13 protein-coding genes are annotated in these 20,366 nt (G+C 48.9%); 3 read left to right on the forward strand and 10 right to left on the reverse strand.

The window, feature by feature from the left end:
• Positions 1-121: 121 nt before the first annotated feature.
• The 3 genes from GJS45_RS18440 to GJS45_RS18450 form a co-directional block, all read right to left on the reverse strand.
• Positions 122-1,348, reverse strand: a complete 1,227-nt coding sequence (locus tag GJS45_RS18440) for a glycoside hydrolase family 18 protein (RefSeq protein WP_162343350.1) — start codon at positions 1,346-1,348, stop codon at positions 122-124.
• Positions 1,349-1,704: 356 nt separating this feature from the next.
• Entirely contained in the window at positions 1,705-2,199 is a 495-nt protein-coding gene (locus GJS45_RS18445) for a Cif family virulence factor (protein ID WP_162343351.1), read from the reverse strand.
• A 649-nt stretch (positions 2,200-2,848) separates the two neighbouring features.
• Positions 2,849-3,043: a hypothetical protein gene (locus GJS45_RS18450; protein WP_162343352.1), complete on the reverse strand. Its 195-nt coding sequence runs from the start codon at positions 3,041-3,043 to the stop codon at positions 2,849-2,851.
• A gap of 247 nt (positions 3,044-3,290) precedes the next feature.
• On the opposite strand from GJS45_RS18450, the gene GJS45_RS18455 reads away from it, so the two are divergent.
• Positions 3,291-3,590 carry a GIY-YIG nuclease family protein gene (locus tag GJS45_RS18455; protein WP_162343353.1) on the forward strand — a complete coding sequence of 100 codons (300 nt, stop codon included), beginning with the start codon at positions 3,291-3,293 and terminating at the stop codon, positions 3,588-3,590.
• Positions 3,591-3,989: 399 nt separating this feature from the next.
• Here GJS45_RS18455 and GJS45_RS18460 read toward each other — a convergent pair whose 3' ends face one another.
• From GJS45_RS18460 to GJS45_RS18475, 4 genes are read right to left on the reverse strand one after another with little or no spacing between them, the layout of a single operon-like run.
• Positions 3,990-5,456 carry a glycine--tRNA ligase gene (locus tag GJS45_RS18460; RefSeq protein ID WP_162343354.1) on the reverse strand — a complete coding sequence of 489 codons (1,467 nt, stop codon included), beginning with the start codon at positions 5,454-5,456 and terminating at the stop codon, positions 3,990-3,992.
• A gap of 40 nt (positions 5,457-5,496) precedes the next feature.
• Complete coding sequence (locus tag GJS45_RS18465) at positions 5,497-8,328, reverse strand: PVC-type heme-binding CxxCH protein (protein WP_162343355.1); 2,832 nt, start codon at positions 8,326-8,328, stop codon at positions 5,497-5,499.
• A gap of 4 nt (positions 8,329-8,332) precedes the next feature.
• A complete protein-coding gene (locus GJS45_RS18470; protein WP_162343356.1) occupies positions 8,333-9,202 on the reverse strand; it encodes a sugar phosphate isomerase/epimerase family protein in 870 nt (289 codons plus the stop codon).
• Complete coding sequence (locus GJS45_RS18475; RefSeq protein ID WP_162343357.1) at positions 9,199-10,914, reverse strand: PQQ-dependent sugar dehydrogenase; 1,716 nt, start codon at positions 10,912-10,914, stop codon at positions 9,199-9,201. The genes GJS45_RS18470 and GJS45_RS18475 overlap by 4 nt, the downstream gene beginning before the upstream one ends.
• Before the next feature lie 299 nt (positions 10,915-11,213).
• On the opposite strand from GJS45_RS18475, the gene GJS45_RS18480 reads away from it, so the two are divergent.
• The gene (locus GJS45_RS18480) at positions 11,214-13,640 is read left to right on the forward strand and encodes an outer membrane beta-barrel family protein (protein WP_162343358.1); all 2,427 of its coding nucleotides are present in this window, start codon (positions 11,214-11,216) and stop codon (positions 13,638-13,640) included.
• A gap of 839 nt (positions 13,641-14,479) precedes the next feature.
• Entirely contained in the window at positions 14,480-15,913 is a 1,434-nt protein-coding gene (locus GJS45_RS18485) for a DASH family cryptochrome (RefSeq protein ID WP_162343359.1), read from the forward strand.
• Here GJS45_RS18485 and GJS45_RS18490 read toward each other — a convergent pair.
• From GJS45_RS18490 to GJS45_RS24180, 3 genes are all read right to left on the reverse strand, one after another.
• On the reverse strand, positions 15,910-17,139 hold the full coding sequence (locus GJS45_RS18490) for a serine hydrolase domain-containing protein (RefSeq protein WP_162343360.1): 1,230 nt from the start codon (positions 17,137-17,139) through the stop codon (positions 15,910-15,912). The two genes, GJS45_RS18485 and GJS45_RS18490, sit on opposite strands and share 4 nt — an antisense overlap.
• A gap of 15 nt (positions 17,140-17,154) precedes the next feature.
• Positions 17,155-17,757, reverse strand: coding sequence for a DNA-3-methyladenine glycosylase I (locus GJS45_RS18495; protein ID WP_162343361.1), 603 nt, complete (start codon positions 17,755-17,757; stop codon positions 17,155-17,157).
• 82 nt (positions 17,758-17,839) lie between these two features.
• Positions 17,840-20,359, reverse strand: coding sequence for a M14 family metallopeptidase (locus GJS45_RS24180; RefSeq protein ID WP_162343362.1), 2,520 nt, complete (start codon positions 20,357-20,359; stop codon positions 17,840-17,842).
• Positions 20,360-20,366: the final 7 nt, after the last annotated feature.

Genomic DNA, 20,366 nt, shown 5'->3' on the forward strand with positions numbered 1-20,366 from the left:
TATTCCTTTAAGTTACGAATCTTAGCTTATGCTTCACTTTTCAAACATAATACCTCTGTGACAAAAAAAGAGTTAGTTAGAACAATGAGTGGTTCTGTTGTCACTTTTTATTGAATCCACGCTACTCCTGGGCGGCCTTATAAATAGCATCCAGCAAGCTTCCTTCCTCCTTGGTATCGTTGCCCAGTTCCCAAAACATAATGCCACCCAGCCCTTTCTCTTGGGCATAGATGGTTTTTGCCTTTACTGAAACCGTATCGTCATAGGATACCATCAGGCTGTCTGCAGCATTGTACATATAGGGCGCTTGGGCCTGCTCATCCCAATAGCGCTGAAAGTTGCTGTCCGGTTCATACCTGTCCCGGATTTGGTGATAGGCCATCCAGCCAATTTGGATGCCACCACTAAGTTGGTACAGTCCGTTGTTTGCCGGAGGAACGCCTTTCCAAACCCGGCCGTAAAACGCACTGCCAATGACTATCTGGTTGGGATCAACCCCTTCTTCGATCAGGAAATCCACAATTTTTTCCGCTGAACGCGGATGAGGATCTTTATTGGCTCCTATCCGGTACAAGCTATCCAGGTAAGCATGAAATGGCGTGCCCGCAATATCTTCACTTCTTACTTCACCTAAAGGGGTATGATGCCCGGTATATTCGGAGACCCCAGATACCTGATCATAGGTCATTACATTGGTGTAATCGGCATATTTCATTACCTCATTTAGCTCTATATGGTCGTAGTAACGCTTCCATCCCGCCGAGGCAAAGGTCAGCAGTTTTGGTGTATCAAATTCGTCCAGCATTTCGCGCAAGCCTTTCATCAGCGCAGTGAAATGTTGCGTATCTTCTTCCCGGGCCATGGTACCGGCACCCGATATTCCCGGATACTCCCAGTCCATGTCCATGCCGTCCAATTGGTAGGCTTCAATAAATGCAGCGGCGCTCTCAATAAATTTTGCCCGACTCGCTTCCGTCAGGGCCATGTCCGAGAACCCGTCTGCTCCCCAACCGCCACAGGCGATCATTACCTTGAGGTCGGGATTGCGCTCCTTTTGCTTCACCAACGCCTCGAGCTTTGGACCGGCTTCCTCAGGGTTTCTAAACTTCATTTCCCCCTCAATCACATGGGTAAAGGAGTAAATAATGTGGGTAAGCTTTTCGACGGGTAGCTCCGCCGGCTTGTAGTCTCGCTCCGGCACGTAATAGGCCATTACCACAGGCCCACTTGCCGGGGAAGCTACCTCCTGCGTTTGCTCTCCTTGGTTATTTGGTTGATTGGAACAGCCAAAAATAAAAAAAAGGGCCAGGAGATAAGGTAGGTTTGTGCTTTTCCAGGTAGGTCGCATGTTTGTTAGTTTTTAGACACGGTGATTCAACAATCAATTAAATAAATTTTTTATTAAAGTTAAAGCAAAACCTGAAAAATTTAATTTATAAACCGGCCATTTTGGGTGGCCCATGCGTCGTCAGCAGCCACTTTGGAACGGATTTAAACCAGGGGGATGCCGTAGAAAAAGTGAATTTTAAAAAAACGGTTATTCAAAAAGTGAGATAGCCACAGCATTGGCGGTAACGGTAAAAGTAAACAAATCCCATGCTGGGCAAATGCTTTCATGAAAGTAAAGAAAGAAGGGTCCGTTAAAAGGTCGCATGGGAATCAAAGGCTAAATTCCCGTTTTAAAGTATATTCGTTTTCCCGAACCTATTCCAACGCGTCCCATTCTTCTTGGATGGCCCGACTTTTTTGGTATTCCATCATCATTTTCCAGGTACCCTCTTTTACCAACAAGCCATCAAAATGGATGTAATAGCCTTGCTTTTCTCCATTCAATTCAAAAGAATAGTGGAAAATTCCGCTTTCATAGGCGGTGGTAGGATCTCCTAATCGCCTGTTAAATCGAAATGCCACGGATGACTTCCTTACTCCGGATTTGGTATCGTCAAAATCTTTTTTCCATCCGGCAAGGGCCTTAGCGATCGGATAGGCGACCCCGCTAACACCGGAAACCAACGTAGCCTTTTCATGAAAGGTATTTGCATAACCTTCAAAGTCGCCCTCTTCGATGGTTCGAGACACCTCGGTCCAGAATGCGTCTAATTCGGCCAATCGATCACGATCTTGGCTATCGCTATTTTGGGAAAATCCGTTCAGCGAGTATAGCAGAAGAAAGACTAACAGGTTGTTTTTTACATGCATAATTGATATACGGTTAAAGGTTTCACTTAATCATTTGAAGGTTTTTCACATTCAAAAATTTTGGAGTGCCGCTTTGGGTAAATTGCACCTGGTACGTTATTTACCCAGTAACAATACCTCAATCTAGAACTTCTTTTGTTTTTTTGAAAGAATTTTTTTCCGCCAGGAGTGTTTACCTTTCACTTCCTCATGCCCGGAAATCTCCTGGATGGACATGAGATGTGCCGGCAACCAAAAAAAGGCAGGTGTTCAGAGACCGGGAAGGGGCCAGTGATGCCAATTTCACCTACCATTGACGGTATTCCCTTCCCATTAAACGCTTCCCGACGATCGCTTCCCGTCACTGCGAGAATTAACATTTTAAAAAACGCAGAAATCGGGATGACGGTATAATTTTGAAGTGATTATATCATATTGAAAACCAAATACTTATAAAATACGTCATCGGTAGGGGGCTGAAATGACCCTAATCGTATTTCATCAGCCGTCCTTGCACCCGCGGCAGTCTGTCGGAAGACGGACATGTCTATCGTAGTTAACTGCCCTTTTCTCGAAATCCTTACGTCTGCGCTCCGGTTCAGATTGCTTCGCTGCCGCTCGCAATGACGCGGTGTGCGCACTGGAAACCCCTCCCGTCACTGCGAGGGGGCTAATCTGACTCCAATCGTATTTCAACAAACGTCCCAGCACCCGCGGCAGTCTGTAGGAATACGTGCACAGCAGGCGTATTTAAATGCCCGTTTTCCTGATCCTTACGCGCACGCTCCGATTCAGATTGCTTCGCTGCGCTCGCAATGACGACTTTGGCATCGCTGCGACCCGTTTCCGTCACTCGCAATGACACGGTATGTTCACTGGAAACGCTTACCGTCAACGCGAGGCGGCTCATTTGGATAGAATAATTGGTTGAGCATTTGGTACGTTTCTTCGGTAGTCTTTCGAGATATGTAATCGATAAGAGAATCTTGCTGGTCTTTTTCAAAAAACTATATCAATCCAATGGTATAGAAATACTTAACGGTATTCGGGTTGAAATTTCTAAAAATATGTAATTTTAGTTAGCCGCAAAATCCCCATCAAATCCAGGAAAAATGAAAAAAGGTGGTGCTGTCTATATAATGACCAACCAAAATAACACTACATTATATGTTGGGGTAACAGAAAACCTTTTAAAAAGGATAGTGGAGCACAAAACCCGAATAAACCCCTCCTCTTTTACATCACGATATAAAATAAAAAAATTGGTCTATTTTGAATTATTTCACTCAATAGAAGAGGCTATTTGCAGAGAGAAGCAACTTAAATCCGGGAGTAGAAAAAAGAAAAATGACTTAATCAATGCCTTTAATCCATCTTGGAAAGACCTGTACGAGGAAGTAAAAAATTGGTGATCTTTTGTTTTTGACAGGTTTCAGAAATACAAGTCTTCAATTATCACGATGAATATTCTCAAAGGTATACGTGCAGATCAGCCGTACCTAACTGTCCTTCTCTGATTTCCTTGTGCTCTCGCTCCGATTCAGATTGCTTCGCTGCGCTCGCAATGACGACGTTTGAGTAACCGCAACCTGTTCCCGTCACTGCGAGGGGGCTAACCTGACCCCAATCGTATTTCAACAACCGCCCCAGCACCCGCGGCAGTCTGAAGGAAGACGGACACAGCAGGCGTATTTAATTTCCTTAATTCGAACTCCTTACGTCAACGCTCCGATTCAGATTGCTTCGCTGCGCTCGCAATGACGGTCAGTACCGACTCAGCTCAGGGACCGGACGGAACGGGGAGGGAAACATCATATCTTCTCAAACACCGTACGAAAACTACAGGCAGCCGCCAACCTTCCGTGCAGATCAGCAATTGCTACCCGCTCCTGTTCCGTGGTATCCCGGTGCCTAATGGTAACGGTATCGTCCTCAAGGGTCTGGTGGTCTACCGCGATGCAAAAGGGCGTCCCGATCAAATCCTGCCGCGCATAGCGCTTTCCGATAGAGGCCGCCTCCTCGTAGATAATGTTGAAATCGTATTTCAATTGCTCAAAGATGGCCTTGCCCTTTTCCGGTAAACCGTCTTTTTTGGTCAGGGGCAAGATAGCCGCCTTGACCGGTGCGATCGCAGGATGGAATTTCAGGTATACCCTGCTTTTTTCCCCAGTTTCCTCTTCTGTATAGGCATTGCACAAGGTCATCAAAAACAATCGGTCCGCACCAATGGAGGTTTCGACCACGTAAGGGATGTAGTTCTGATTTACTTCCGGATCAAAGTATTGTTGTTTCTTTTTGCTGAAATCCTGATGCGCCTTTAGGTCAAAGTCCGTACGGGAATGGATGCCTTCCACCTCTTTAAAACCAAAGGGAAACTGGTACTCGATATCCAGTGCGGCATTGGCGTAGTGGGCCAGCTTGTCGTGATCGTGTCGCCGGATTTTATCTTCGGGGATTCCCAGGGCCAGGTGCCAATTTACCCGCGTTTTGGCCCAGTTTTGGTACCATTCCATCTCCGTACCGGGACGAACAAAATACTGCATTTCCATCTGTTCGAATTCCCGCATCCTGAATATAAATTGCCGGGCTACGATCTCATTCCGGAAGGCTTTGCCAATCTGGGCGATGCCAAAAGGTACTTTCATCCGGGCAGTCTTCTGCACGTTCAGGAAATTGACAAAAATGCCTTGCGCCGTCTCAGGTCGCAGGTAGATGGTGGAAGAATCCTCCGATACCGATCCTACCTGGGTGGAAAACATCAGGTTAAACTGCCGGATCTCGGTCCAGTTGGCCGTGCCGCTCATGGGACAGGTAATGCCTTCATTGATCATTAAATCCCTCAGGGCGGAAAAGTCTTCCGCATCCAGCAATTTACCCATGGCCGCCAAGAGGTCCTTTGCCCGCTCCGTTTCTCCTGCCTGCTCGTATTGGGCGGCTTTGTCTTCGATTAATACATCCGCTCGGTACCGCTTTTTGCTGTCTTTGTTGTCCACCATGGGATCGTTGAAGCTGTCCACGTGACCGGAGGCTTTCCAGGTGGTGGGATGCATAAAAATAGCCGCATCTACTCCCACTATGTTATCGTTCAGGCGGGTCATGGATTCCCACCACAAGCGCTTAAGATTATTTTTCAATTCTACCCCATAGGGGCCGTAATCGTAGACGGCCTGCAAGCCATCGTAAATTTCCGACGAGGGGTACACAAACCCATACTCCTTGGCATGGGCGATAATATCTTTAAGCAGATTGCTTTCCTGAGGTTGTGCTGATTTTGCCATGGGCGCAAAATTAACTAAAAACCGATAGTGTACAAGATTTTTACAGATCTCCCTGCATCAGGTAGGCCCGGATATGGGCAATGTCCTGCGCCACCAGTCCCATTTCTGCCGGTTTGGGCATCAGGCTAAGCGGTACCTGGCGTTTGTCGGCTACTTCAGACGCCGGAATTACAAACCGTTGCCCCTGACTATCCAGCACCGTGACCACCGGACCGTTGGACTGCAGCAGTCCGTAAAGTACGGCCCCGTTTTTCAGGCGAACCAACCAGGATTCGGAACCGAAACCAATGGCAGCATCGGGCTGTACAATCGCATTTACCAGGGTAGGAGCGTCCATTTTTTGTCGGATTCCGCTCAAGTTGGGACCAATATCATTGCCAGAATCACCAATTCGATGGCAAGCCAGGCAGTTTTGAGCAGTCAATACCTTACCCGCCGCAGCATCGCCCTCAAGTGCATTAACAGCGGCCTCTTCCACTTCCTGTGGCGTGCCAAAAAACCGGGCCAACAAGTGCTTTACAGCCGGCCGGGCTTCGGAAGACCATTCCGCCGGGAGTCGCGCTTGCAGGGAATCGGGAAAGCTGCCCTTAACCCCCAGCAATGCCAGATGCAACCTGCCCGCTGGGCTTTCGGCCAGGCTGTTCAATGCTTCCCGCTGCTGATCTCCGGTAGCCAGACTATCACCCAGCCTTTCCAGGGATGCCAGGAGTTCCGGTTGGGCAGAAGGCAAATTGTCCAAGGGCGGCTCCCAATCTTCCAGAAATGCCTGCCATTCGTTGTATTTTCTGAATTGTAACCACCAGCGGATTTGTTCGCCAAGCCTTCCATCCTCATCGACCAAATCCAGAAATATTTCGGCAGCAGCTTTTTTTGGGATAAAGGCCAGGGTTTCCACAGCCTGCATTCGTTCTGTGCTGCTCAGCCCTTCACTTTCCATCCGAAGCTTCAGGGCAGGAATCGCCGCTTCAGGATGCAGTTCCCATATCAGAGAGGCCTGTTCCGGGCTCCATTCCAGGGGATCCAGTCCCTGCCATTCCGCTTCAAATACTTCATTGGCCCTATCGCTTAAAGCTATCCCCAATGCATTCCGGTACCAGCGATCTTTTCCATCGTAACTTTCGATCAGGGCGGTATAAAGCTTCGCTGTTTTTTCGTAATCCTCATGTCGCAACAAAATCGCCAATTCCCGCCTGACCAGGGGGTCGGCATTTGATAGTAAGTCTTCCGCCTCCCTCATCAAGGTATCCGGAGCATGGGCCGCCAGGGCGCGGACCGCTGTGAGAACCAGTTCCGGATTTTTGTCTCGCAACAACGGTTGGATTTTTTGTATTCCCATTGCACCCATTCCAGCAAGTAACCAAATCGCCCGGGCCCGGTAAAAGGGATTGGCATGATCCAGCAGGGTTTCCAATTCGGGAATTACCGCTGTGCCTTGCTTTCGCAGTAATTGGGCCGCCCTGGCACGCACATGTACGGCAGGGTTACGTAAGGCCGCTACCTGACCGGAAACGGTCGCGAAATCAATGCTGGCTTTGGGATAGTCTTGCCCCTTTTTGGTAATGCGGTAGATTTTTCCCTGCCCTTCCTTGTCCCGCATCTGATGTCCACCCACAATGGGATCATACCAATCGGCTACAAAAAGGGATCCATCCGTTCCCAGGGTGGCATCGCTGGGCCGAAACCACTTGCTGGTATCCGCTTCTACCTGATGCCAGATGTAGCCTTCGTTGTCCACGTCAACGGAAGCGATGAAATTTTGTCTTTCTGCCAGGGAATACCCGGCTCCCTCCGGCCTGGGATGATAGCCAAAAATAATGTTTCTTCCCGCATCGGCAGCGAGCAACAAACCCCGGTATGCTTCCCCCAGTTCGTCACCTTCGATGCGCAGCATTCCGGTTGGAGAGCCTGCCCCGTAAATATCGCCTGCAGGCAACACCCCGGGGTCGTGTTGATGCCAATGCGCTTCCGCTATGGTCTGACCCGGCCGTCGGTCAGCTTGCCAGGTACGGTCTCCTTCCTCGCTGAAAAAGCCGGCATTGCCTCCCTCCATCAGCCAGGTGGTGCGGCAGGAGGCGGTCTGATCATCGTTATCGCTTTGCCACATATTGCCAAAGGAATCCACAAATACCTCGTAGGCATTGCGGAAATTATGGGCCATCACCTCCATGCCGCTGCCATCCGGATTAATCCTTATTACCAGTCCTCCAGTATACACTTTCCCGTCATCGCTTTCCTGAGACGGTACATTTTCGGTGCTGTAGGGCGTGTATTCATTGTAAACGCTGCCGGAGCGCAGGGTCCAACCCTCTTTGTCCCTAACCTGATGAGGCCCGGCATTGCCGGTAATGAAATACCATTTCCCATCGGGACCCAGCTGGCCGGCATGCAAACCGTGGTCATGGTCCTTTCCTCCGAATCCGGTCAAAAAAACCGCTTTATTATCTGGAATATCATCTCCATTTGTATCCGTATATACAATCACATTGGGAGAGCAGGAAACGATTACCTGATTGCCTACCACTGCAATGCCCAAAGGGCTTCGTAAATCCTCATCCTGCACAAACACCTGTGAAGTATCGGCCTTTCCATCTCCATCCCTATCCTCCAGGATCATGATCCGGTCTCCGGCTTCCCTTACCAGGTGCCCATCGGCATTGCGAAAATCACGGTAATTGACGGCCTCTGTAAGCCATACCCTGCCTTTGGCATCCACATCCATGTTGGTGGGATTGTGAAAGAGCGGGCTGCTGGCCCATAAAGTGACTTCCAGATCCTCCGGCACAAACAGTAAGGGGGCTTCGTCCCGGGAGTAAGGCCCACAGGAGAATAGGGAAAGCAATAGTAGAAGGCCTGGGATCGTGGAGTTTCTCAAAGTTCTAGCTTTTTATTAGTTGTCTGACAAATTGCAGATTCTGCTGGTATGCGGGCAAAATGGCCGCTCCTTTTGGAAGCGCCCCTTCCATAATAATCCAGTTTTTGTAACCCATTTTCTCCAGGGTGCTTTTTACCCGTTGAAAATTTACCTTCCCCTGCCCCAGCAGGTTCCCGTTTTCCTTGAAATGGATTTCACAAATGTGTTCGGTTCCCAACAGCTCCATTTCCCGAAAGATATCATATCCCATTTCAGTAGCATTGGCCACATCGTAATAGACTTTCACATGGGGAGAACCGATGGCTTCAATTAGCCTTAGGTGTTCTTCGGCACTAAGCCAAGACTCTATGGCCAGGTTCACGCCCATCGCTTCCGCTTTGGGGACCACTTTCCGCAGCCTGCGCACCACCTCTGCCTGTCCTTCCGAATCTTCCCGTAAATCGCCCTCACCAAAAAAAGCCAGCAAGACATTGGTACAGCCCAGGGCTTTGGCCACATCGATGCTGTCACGCACCCAGTCCTCTGTCTCCGGAGCCGACTTGTAGGGCACCCGATTCAGTTCACCGATCGCCAAACTGGCAATGCCCACCTCATGCTCCCGGGACGCCTCCAAAAAAGCCTGCTGAACGGCTGCCTGCCGCAGGTGCATGTCGTTTTGGGCAGTACCCAGGCTTACCTGCAAGCCGTCCAGTCCGATTTCCCTGGCCAGGGCAAAGGCTTCCGGATCGGAGGTTTTGCCTATGGACCAGTCGCAAGCACCGATAGAAAGAGTGGGAAGGTGTCTACCCACCTTTCCATAGCCAGGATAGACCGCTGCCATGGCTCCCAGGCAGGCCATACTTTTGAGTACCTTTCTTCGATCGTGATTTTTCATTTGTCCGGTGGTAACGTTCCTGTCATGCTATATACCTTGCCATCGGCTTTGGTGAAGAGGTACATTTCTCCGGTCTGGTCCCTGGCCAGCCGCAAATCCACCCGGTTGCTGCCAGACAGTTCGGATAGGGGTATGGAGTTGCCCTCATAGCTAACTTTCCACTCGTAAACCGGGGCCAGGCTTCCCCGCTCCAAATCGGCCGTTTCCACGTAAAAAAGTCGGCCATGAACAATATCCCCAAAAAGGTATTTCCCCTGCAATTCGGGGATATCGGTTCCCTGGTATTCATAGCCTCCGGAAATGGCATTGCCTTCGTCGTGATCGTACATGGCTACCGGATAGGTGTAGCCCAGTTCGGCATCATTTTCCGGCAGGGGAAAAACCTGATTTAAATCCATTGCCGGTTCGATCACAAAAGGACCTTCCCTAACCGGCCAGCCATAGTCATCTCCGGGCTCCACGATATACAGGGATTCGATCTGACCCTGTCCAATATTGGTGGCCAGCATTTTCCCGTCAGCCGTCCAGGTAATCCGGTGGGCATTGCGAAAGCCATGCGCATAAATTTCGGGCAGCCCTTCCTGCTGATCCACAAAGGGATTATCCGGGGGAATACCATAGTTGCCATTGGTGCTGTTGGTTCCGGAGGGATCGATGCGGAAAATGGAGCCCCAGGCCTGCTCGGCTCCATGGGGAACCCAGGGATGACCTGCGCCCACACTACCCCCGTCTCCGATCCCGATATACAACAAGCCGTAATCCGGTTCTCCTTTTTCGGCAAGGGGATTGAAAGTCAACTCCTGCATGCCATGTATTCCGGTAACCATGGCTATCCGGAACAGCTCCCGGCTTTCAGCCTGTAGGGGTACCTGCAGGGGTTGATCGGTTTTCCATTCGGTTACCACCCATTGCAAGGTAGACTTGATGCTGTCTCCGTAGGTGAAATCTGCGGGAGCGGTTCCCGGTTTTTCGGTATGAGAGGTGTACAGCAGTCCGTTATTGCCAAAGTCCGGGTGAAAGGCAAAACTGCCAAAACCGGTAGCCAGTCCGGGTTCGTTGATAAAATCGGGCATTTGCTGCTGCATGTCCAGGTACACTTCGGTTTCTTCCCCCTCCATGCGATACATTTTGCCCCGCAGGTCCATGATGTACAAATCGCCCGTTACCGGATGGTAGTCCATTTTGGCGATACGGGTCCGGGGTTTATTTTCTGCGGAAGCAGGAATGGTGCTGATCCATTCCAATTCGACCAGCAGATCGGAGAGCGGAATGGCTTCGGGAATGGGATTCAAAATGGAATCGGCCCGTGCGCCCTCAACCTCCTCCGGTGCCGGATATTGATGCATGTAGGCAATGATCGCATCGATTTCCTGCGCTTCCAGGTAACCAAAGCCTGGCATGTAAGTATTGTAGCGCTCAAAAACAGCTTTGGCTCGCTCATCCCCGCTTTCGATTACTTCAGTTGGGTTCTTGATAAACCGTCGCAGCCAGTCCAGGGACTCATCCCGGGTGATCCCTCCCAGGTGGGGCCCAATCCCGTCCTGCTCGAATCCATGGCAACTGCTGCAGTGGGTATCAAATAAATTTTCGCCGCTTTCCAGTGCCGCTTCGTCCATGGGAATCTGCTCTTCCAATTTTGGCTCACCGGAAGAACAAGACCAGGCCATAGCGATGGCTAGCAGAAAAAGGGAATGGGAATATCGATAATTCATAAAGGGTAAAGTCGCATTAAAATATCTGAAACAATTGACCCGACTAATCTAGTCTATTCTACCAAAATAAAAAAACGGGATTTGGAGGTGGTCCTTACTATTACGAATCTGTAATACTTATTTGGCTGGGTTGGGTTAAAATCACCCTCAGGTTAACTTTCCCAAAGTTTAAAACTTTGGGAAAGTTGCAAAAAATAAACTCCTTTGGTATACTTCTTTCGGCTTTCCTGTAAAAATTCAACTTTCCTACACATTGTATTTCTATCTTTGCAAGAACCCAGAAAATGAAATAAAGACCCATGAAAAAAATCTACCTGCCCGGAATAACCTTATTTTTTCTAATCAGCAGCTCCCTGTTTGCCCAATCCGATAATTTCGGCGGCATTCGGGGAAAAGTAATCGATCAGGAAGGCAAAGCTCCACTGGGTTTTGCCACCATTAGCGTGTTTGATGCGGAAAGTGCCGAAAAAACACTGGTAAATGGAGGCATCACGGCAGAGGACGGAACCTTTGACCTGGACCTGCCACAAGGGGACTATGCTGTACTCGTGGAATTTATGGGCTACCTGCCCCTGGAAATCAATGACCTGGATATCAACCGGGAGACTCGCAGGGTAGATTTGGGCACGCTCGAATTGGAAGCCGATACCGAAAACCTGGAGGAAGTGGTCGTACAGGGAGAAAAAACCTTGATGGAGCTCTCCCTGGACAAACGAATCTTCAACGTAGGTAAAGACCTGGCCAATGCAGGAGGAACGGCCTCCGACATTCTGATGAACCTTCCCTCCATCAACGTAGATCCCGAAGGTGGGGTAAGCCTCCGGGGATCCAACAATGTACGCATTCTGGTAGATGGAAAGCCTTCCGGATTGGTTAGCTTCAAGGGGAGCAGCGGCCTGCAACAACTCCCCGCCAGCATGATCGAAACCGTAGAGGTCATTACCAATCCTTCTGCACGCTACGAGGCAGAAGGCATGGCCGGTGTCATCAACATTATCCTTAAAAAGGAAAACAACCAGGGCTTTAATGCCTCCTTTGAGGGAATTGCGGGTAATCCAACCAATTTTGGGCTGGCCGCTAACCTGAACTACCGCCGCAAAAAAATCAATTGGTTTGTCAATTATGGGGTGGCATACCGCCGGGTGCCCAGGGAGGGTACCATCCGCCAGGAAGTCAGCAATGCCGATACCAGCTTTTACTCCTATCAGACCACTACGGGTACGGTAAATGGGCTGAACAACAATATTCGGGCGGGCCTGGACTATTTTTTCAACGAAAACAGCATCCTTACCGGCTCTTATCTCTGGAGAAGAAGCGATGCCAGGCGCTTGACCAATATCCGGTACAACGATTATGCAGCAGCGGATGCTCCCTTGGACAGTTACACCCTCAGAACACAGGATGAAGATGAGAAAGAACCCAATTCGGAGTTTAACCTGACCTATAAACGAAGCTTTGATCAGAAGGGCCATGTACTCAGTACGGCCATTACCTACCTGGATTATTGGGAAAATTCGGATCAGGTGTACACGCAGGATGCCTATTTTCCTAATGGAACGGCCATTCCAGGTGGTTCCCTGTATCAAACCTCTATTAACGACGAATTTGACAGGCAATGGCTGCTCCAACTGGACTATACCAAGCCCATCGGTAGCGAGGGAAACTTTGAAACCGGAATACGCAGCAGTATCCGGAATATGGAAAATGATTTTATCGTCAGCGAACGGACAGAGTCTGGAGACATGGTAGCACTGCCCGGTCTGGACGATATTTTCCTTTACGACGAAAACATCCATGCGGCGTACGCCATCCTGGGAAACAAGAGCAATAAATTTTCTTATCAGGGAGGTATACGAGCAGAATACACCGATGTGAGTACCACCCTGGTAAAAACCAATGAGGTCAATCCCCGGGATTACGCCAACCTATTCCCCTCTGCCCACCTGACTTATAATATCAGTCCGGATGATGCCTTACAGGTCAGTTACAGCCGCCGGATCCGCCGGCCCGTTTACAACGATCTCAGTCCCTTTATGACCTTTTCAGATGCAAGGAATTTCTTTAGCGGCAACCCGGACCTGAATCCGGAATACACAGATGCTTTCGAACTCGGCCATATCAAATACATGGACAAGGGATCTGTTTTCTCCACCCTGTATTACCGGGATACCGAGGACAAAATCGAGCGCATCCGAAGCGTGGATGAAGAGGGAAATGCCACCACGCTACCCTATAATATAGTGGGCGAACAGTCCATGGGCTTTGAGTTCACTACGGACTATTACCCGGTGGAATGGTGGAAGCTGGATGCTAATTTTAATTTCTTCTATGCCAAAATTGACGGCAGCAATGTATTGGACACCTACACGGCCGACACCTATTCCTGGTTTACCCGGCTTACTTCCCGCTTCACCTTAGCCAATGGGCTGGACCTGCAGTTCCGAGGAAATTATGAGGGTCGCAGAAGGGTGGCCCAGGGGGTACAAAAGGCCATTGCCTACCTGGATGTTTCCGCCAGCAAGGACATCATGAAAGGACGCGGAACGCTTATTCTGAATGTGATGGATGTGTTTAATTCCCGCAGAAATAGGTACATTTTTGAGGGGCCTGGATTCTTGACGGAAGGGGATATCCTGCCCAGAAGAAGGCAAATCAACCTGACGCTAAACTACCGGATCAAGCAATCCAAAGCCCAAAGCAAGCCGACTATTTTGGGAGAGGATTAGGTTTCAAATAGACAAATTGGCCGAAAAATCAACGGCTAGCATCTCAAAAACGGGAAGGTGGCTTTAGGAAATACCCGTAAAAATGGTAATCAAGAGCTACATGGATGAAATTTTTGGCTAAAGCCAATGATGCTAATAACCCAATTAATTGCCTCCAGCTGAAGCAGGAGGCAATTGATAAAAGGGAATTGATCCTAAAGCTAAGACCAATAAATCAATGGCAAGCATCCCTCAATAGGAATGTAGCTTTAGCCCATTCCATAGAATAAGATTCCATAAACCCCGGCTTTAAACAAAACTGGGGAGAGGTTTGGAGAAATTCGGAAATTAATACCTTCCCGATATAGGATTTGGCTAAAGCCAAGGATGCATAAGATATACCCCCCTTACCCACAGCTAAAGCTGTAGGCAATTGATTAAAAGGGTTCCTGATTTCTATTTTTAACCCATAATCAATGACCGGTCTCCTTTCAATAGGATGGCGGCTTTAGCCCCATCTTTTTGATTCAGAATCTATCCCTTCGGCTTTAGCCAAAATGAAGGCAGGGTTTTAGGGGAAATGCCAAGGTTTAGGTTAAAATTAGATTTGAGAGCCTCCTGGAAAAATGGTTTGGCTAAAGCCAAGGATACAGTAAACATATCCTACCTCTACCCACAGCTAAAGCTGTAGGCAATTGATTGAAAGGAATCCTGTTTTCTATTTTTGATCAATAATGGATTTCGAATCGTTTCTCAATAGGAAATCGCCCCCCCATAAATTGGATTTCAAATTACTGGCTTTAGCCAAAATCAGCTTTTTGTAAAAAACACTTTGGCTGAACAGGGAGTTTGATTACCGTATGCGATACGAAAAAGCACTTGTCTGGCTGAGAAATGACCTAAGGTGGGAAGACAACCTCACTATTAAAAAAGCAACCGAACTTGCCAAAACCATCCTACCCGTTTATTGCCTGGACCTCCGGCAATTTGGGCAGGGCGATTTCGGATTGAAGAAAACCGGTATTCACCGGGCCAGGTTCCTATTGGAGACCCTCCAGGACTTGCAGGAACAAATCGCTGCAAGAGGAGGAAAACTCCTATTCCTCCGGGGCCATCCCGAAACCGAAATACCTGCCCTTGCCCGTGAGCTTGATGCCCGGGTGATCTGTTTTTCTCAGGAAGTTACCGGAGAAGAAATCCAAGTGGAAGAAGCCCTGGAAAAAGAAGCCTGGCAGCATGGAATAGCAACCGAAAGCTATTGGCAAGCTACCCTTTTTCATATCGACGACATCCCCTTCCCGGTGAACCAACTCCCGGAAGTGTTTACCCGCTTTCGCAAAGAATGCGAAAAAATGGCATCAGTAAGGCCGCTCGAAATCCTTTCCGAGTCAGTTCGCTTCGCTACCGTGCCAGAAACTATCTGTAATAAACCACCGGATTTGCAGGAGCTGGGCTACGACCAACCTGCGCAGGAACCGGCGGGCGATACCCTTTTCAAAGGTGGTACTTCCTCGGCCTGGAAAAGATTGAATCATTACTTCTGGGAAACGGTGGCCCTGGCCGATTACAAAAACACCAGAAATGGGCTACTGGGGGCCGACTATTCAAGCAAATTCTCTCCCTGGCTTGCGCTGGGAGCGCTCTCTCCCCGGCAAATTTATTGGGAGATCCGTCGCTTCGAATCGGAAAAAACCAAAAATCAATCTACTTACTGGTTGATTTTTGAGTTGATCTGGCGGGATTTCTTTCGCCTGATGGCGAAAAAACATGGGAATCGCATCTTTCAGCTTGCCGGTATTCAAGACAAGTCAGGGTACTGGAAGGAAGATCGCGAGGTTTTTTCCAAATGGTCTGCGGGAAAAACAGGTATTCCCTTTATCGATGCCAATATGAGAGAACTCAATCAAACCGGTTTTATGTCCAACCGGGGCCGTCAGCTGGTCGCCAGTTTCCTGGTAAACGATCTGGAAATCGACTGGAGGTGGGGCGCGGCCTATTTTGAGCAGCAGCTTGTCGACTACGACCCCTGCAGCAATTGGGGCAACTGGATGTACATTGCCGGGGTGGGCAATGACCCTAGATCCGACCGGTATTTCAATATTCTGCTGCAAGCCAAAAAATACGATCCACAAGGGGAGTACATTGCTCGATGGATTCCGGAACTGGCGAAATTAAAGAGTTTTGACCGGCACATTCCCTTTCAACTTTCTTCGGAAACCTTGAAAAAGAGGGGGGTAAAGTTGGAAAATAATTATCCGGCACCGCTGATTTCTCCGGAAAACTGGAGCATCTAATCCGGCAGACTTTCTAAAACCAACTTTACCAGTTCGGCCTTTGAGACATTCTTAATCCAACGGCTGACGATGACGAGGTCATTTTCTTCATCCACATAGACCATATTGGTCCCTGCTCCCAGATGAAAGAAGGCGGATTCAGGGGCAGCGGGAATCTCCTGTTGCCCGGTATTCAAAAAATAATTCATAAAACCGTAACGCTCCTGGGCTGAACCCGGGGTGCGGGATTTTGAAATCCATTCACGGGATAGCAGCTGTTCTCCGTTCCACTCTCCCTCACGCAAGGTCAGGTAACCAAACCTGGCCTGATCAAAGGCATTGATCATCATGCCTCCGCCCCAGTGAGAGCCTCCACTTACAGACTGCATGATCTGGCCATCTATAATAACAAAGGAATTCTCGTATCCCGTCCATCTCCAGGTTGGGCTGGCCCCAATTTTATCCATAACCCGTTCCTTTAGCACTACCGGAAGTGGCTTCCGCCACACATTCATTACGGCCAACGCAAGGACATTCACCCGGGTATCGTTATAAGTGTATACCGATCCGGGCTCATTTCTTTCCCTGTTCAGCCAGGTTTCACTACTGCCTCTTGGCCGATCAGCCCAATCCGGCTTGCCCCATAGGGTTCCTTCCCAGTCAGAAGTTTGCCGAAGCAAATGTTCCCAGGTGATTTTCCGATTATGCTGTGTTCCAAATAAGTCGAATACGTCTTCTTCCTCCAGGTGATCCGATTTATTTCGGCGGGCAAGGCCAGGATCGTAGGGGATGATCGGTGCCATGTAGGGATGTACCAGATCTTTTTCGCTTTGGATCAGGCCCCCCTCCACAGCCAGTCCCACCACAGTGGACAAGAAACTTTTGGCCACACTGAAAGTCAGGTCTACCCTGTCGGGATCTCCCCATTTTCCGATCACATACCCTTTGTAAATAATCAATCCGGTAGCTGCCCCCCTGTTTTTCATCGGCCCAATGGGATATCCAAAAGGTTCCCTTCCAAAACCACTGAGGTAATGGGCCATTTTAAGATTCGAATCTGCTTCACTTTCTTCCCGGATGGCCAGTTCAATGGCTTCCTGAAGTCGTGCCGCATCCACCCCAAGCGACGCTGGTTCCTTTTCTTCCCATTGGTTCCTTTCGGGGAAATAGTCCTGAGCCGGTAATAACCCCGGCAACAAAAAGGCAGTCAACAAAAAACAAAAGTATTGGTAGTAAAATCCTGTCATGATTGCGAGTTAAATTTACCTGGCCATACGTTTGACTTCCTGATGACGGAAGCATTGCACCAGATGATCGTTTACGATTCCGGTCGCCTGCAAATGGGAATATACAATGGTACTTCCTAGAAATTTGAACCCCTTTTGCTTCAAGTCACGGGCTATTTGATTGGACAGTTCGGTCGCTGCGGGAACAGACGAAAGACTTTTCCATTCATTCTGAACAGGTTTACCCTCCACAAAGCCCCATATATAATCGGTAAAGGTTCCGTAATGCTTTTGTATTTCCATAAACTTCCCCGCATTATTGACCGCTGCCGCTATTTTCAAGCGGTTTCTTACAATGGCCGGATTCCCGATCAGATTTTCGATGTCTGCCCCGGTAAAATCCGCTACAACTTGGTAGTCAAAATCCTTGAATGCCCGGGCATATCCTTCTCTTTTCTTCAGGATGGTAGCCCAACTCAAGCCCGCCTGGGCACTTTCCAGCACTAGAAATTCAAAATGCTTACGGTCACTGTATACAGGCACCCCCCATTCTTCATCGTGGTACTGAATGTACTGTTCGAATCCCAGACACCAGGGGCAGCGAAAGGTGTCGGTTTGGTTGAGTATAAAGTTGGTCATAGCAGTAGGGAAATTTCCTAAGTAATATAGGAAATAAATGGAAAAAAAGCGGTCATGAATGGAATACACGACCGCTTTTTTCTCAATTTCCAGAAAGGAAGAGGGCATTGGCAAGTATCAACTTGCCATCTTCCCAGAAACTACGAAATACGGGGTTATCGGCCAGGTAGATCAATTGCCCCCGACCTTTGGGTTCCACACCAAAAACCAGGGACCGAGCCATGCCCGGTTTAATTTTATATCCTATAAACCCGGTGCGGTGTCTGTCCATTCCGGAGATATAACCGGCATTGATTCCCTGATCCATCAGCGCATACCGGTTGGAACTGTTTTTAAGTGTGTAAAATGTTCCGTTTTTTCCATATCCCAAAGGGTGGGTGGGATCCAATTGCACCTCAAATATCGCTCCGGCAGCATAGGTTGATATGTCTAGCCGCTCCCGTTCAAGAAACGGAGCCGTTTTTTCCTCTTCCATCGCCTTGCTCTCAATACTGTCTTGCAGGGCTTTTTCGTCCTCACTGGCAAAGGTACGTAACATCCCATCCGGCTTGTCAGCAAATAGCTTCAGGGCATCATCCAGTGCCAGCAACTTTCCCCCCGCCGCTACCCATTCGGTTAGGTTTTCGTAGAGCTCATCGGGATAACTACCGGAAGGCAACACCATCACATCGTACCTGCTCAGATCAGCACTTGTTAATTGATCCTGCTCCAGGATTACCACGGGATAGGCCAGCTCACTGTCCAGAAAATGCCAAATTTCCCCAAAATTCAGGGAAGAAACACCCTCACCGCCCACCAGGGCAATGGAGGGCTTCTGGATCACGCGTACATGCGAAGAACCAAAATCTTTTCCACTGTCCACGTATCCTGTACTCGTTTGGCCCAGGGGAATCTCAAACGAATTGGCCAGATCGGTCACCTTCTGGTGAAAGTTGGGTACATAGTCATTTCCTCCACGGTTAATAATAAGCGAACCGGTAGGATAGCTTTTTCCGCCCACTTCAAAGGGAAACTCGTTATAGCGTACCCGAATGCCTTCCTGCAGCAATGCCGACAGGAATTTGACATGAAGGGTGGCATTCCAGGGAGCAATGTAGGCAAGTGTCTCCGCGTCAGGCTGGTTAGGCTCAAAGGCTAAGGCCTCATATGGCTGTTCCCCATCCAGGCGGCTATCCAGCGCGTATGCCTCCAGGCCATAGGCATAAGGAAGGGCCCAGGAAGTAATGTCATAGGTTATACTATCATTTAGCACCGGCTCGGGTTCAAAAAGGACCTGGGTCAAAACGGATTTCGGCTGGTAGGCATTGATGACGATGTCATTTTCTTCCAGATTCAGGCGTTCAGACTGCCCGCTTTGATACGAAAAGCCGGTCAGGCTTGCGCGCTTGCCGCTGAGGCCATAGCGAATGTGGTTTTTGTCCAGCAAATCCAGCAACGCACGGACTTTCGCCGGAGGATTACTGCCCTTAATGACAAAACTTTTGTACGGACCTACAGGATCCGAGCTGCTTTCCTCAAAATAATTGGAATAGGCTTCCAATACTTGTTCCTTTAGATCAAAGGTCGTCTGAATAGCGGAAATTCCGGTAGTATGGTGATGAATGATCCGGTCTTTAAGGGTAACGGTATCCCCATCAGCCGTATATCCTCCTATTCCGGCCCTTCCCGAGCCTCCCTGCTCAATGGTCATACCAATGGCCCCATTGTACATGGGGTAGGTATCGCCATAGCTGGGATATAGTAAATCAAAGCGCTCTTTGGTGAAATAAAACCAATCGTTTACATCGAAATAGCTAGCCGTATTCCGGCCAAAACGTTCCTGGTATTCCTGCTGGAAATCGGTTAGCTGCGCGTGCAGAGGCTCTGCTGCCGGTGCGAAATAATAAGGAGAGTTTATTCCCTGCTCGTGAAAATCCAGGTGTACCTGAGGCATCCATTCGTTGTAAAGCGCCAGGCGTTGCTGAGATTCCACTTGCGTCTGCCATGCCCAGTCCCTGTTCAGATCAAACAAATAATGGTTAGGCCTTCCTCCCGGCCAGGGTTCCCGGTGTTCGATGGATTGCAGGTTTGGCTGCAGCACCTGATTCATTTTTTGTTGGTACCAGTTGACGTACCTTTCCTGTCCATCCGGATTCACACAGGGATCCAGGACGACCAGCATCTCATCCAGCCAGGAACTGTATTGGTTATTTTCGGGGTCCACTAGTGAAAAAAGGGTCATCATCGTCGCTTCGGAAGAAACCGCTTCATTGCCGTGGACGTTGTAACTCATCCAATGAACCGGGATGGAAAGCTCCGGACTGCCTTCCAGCATTCCTGTTCTCTTTAAATTATCCGTACGGATGGTTTCCAGTCGATCAATATTCGCTACCGAAGAGACAAAGGCAACAAGCAGCGGACGTAATTCATTGGTTTTACCATATTCACGCAGCACAACACCAGGATTTTCCGATGCCACATGCTGAAAGTAGGCAACTACTTTATGGTGGGGGGTAAACCGTTCTCCTAATTCATACCCTAAAAATTCGGCTGGACTTTTGGTTTGGGCCAGCAATATGGTTTGGAACAGGAGCAAAGCCACTAGTAGATAAACTTTTTTCATAAACAGG

The sequence above is a fragment of the Cyclobacterium salsum genome, assembly GCF_010119245.1.
Taxonomy (GTDB): Bacteria; Bacteroidota; Bacteroidia; order Cytophagales; family Cyclobacteriaceae; genus Cyclobacterium; species Cyclobacterium salsum.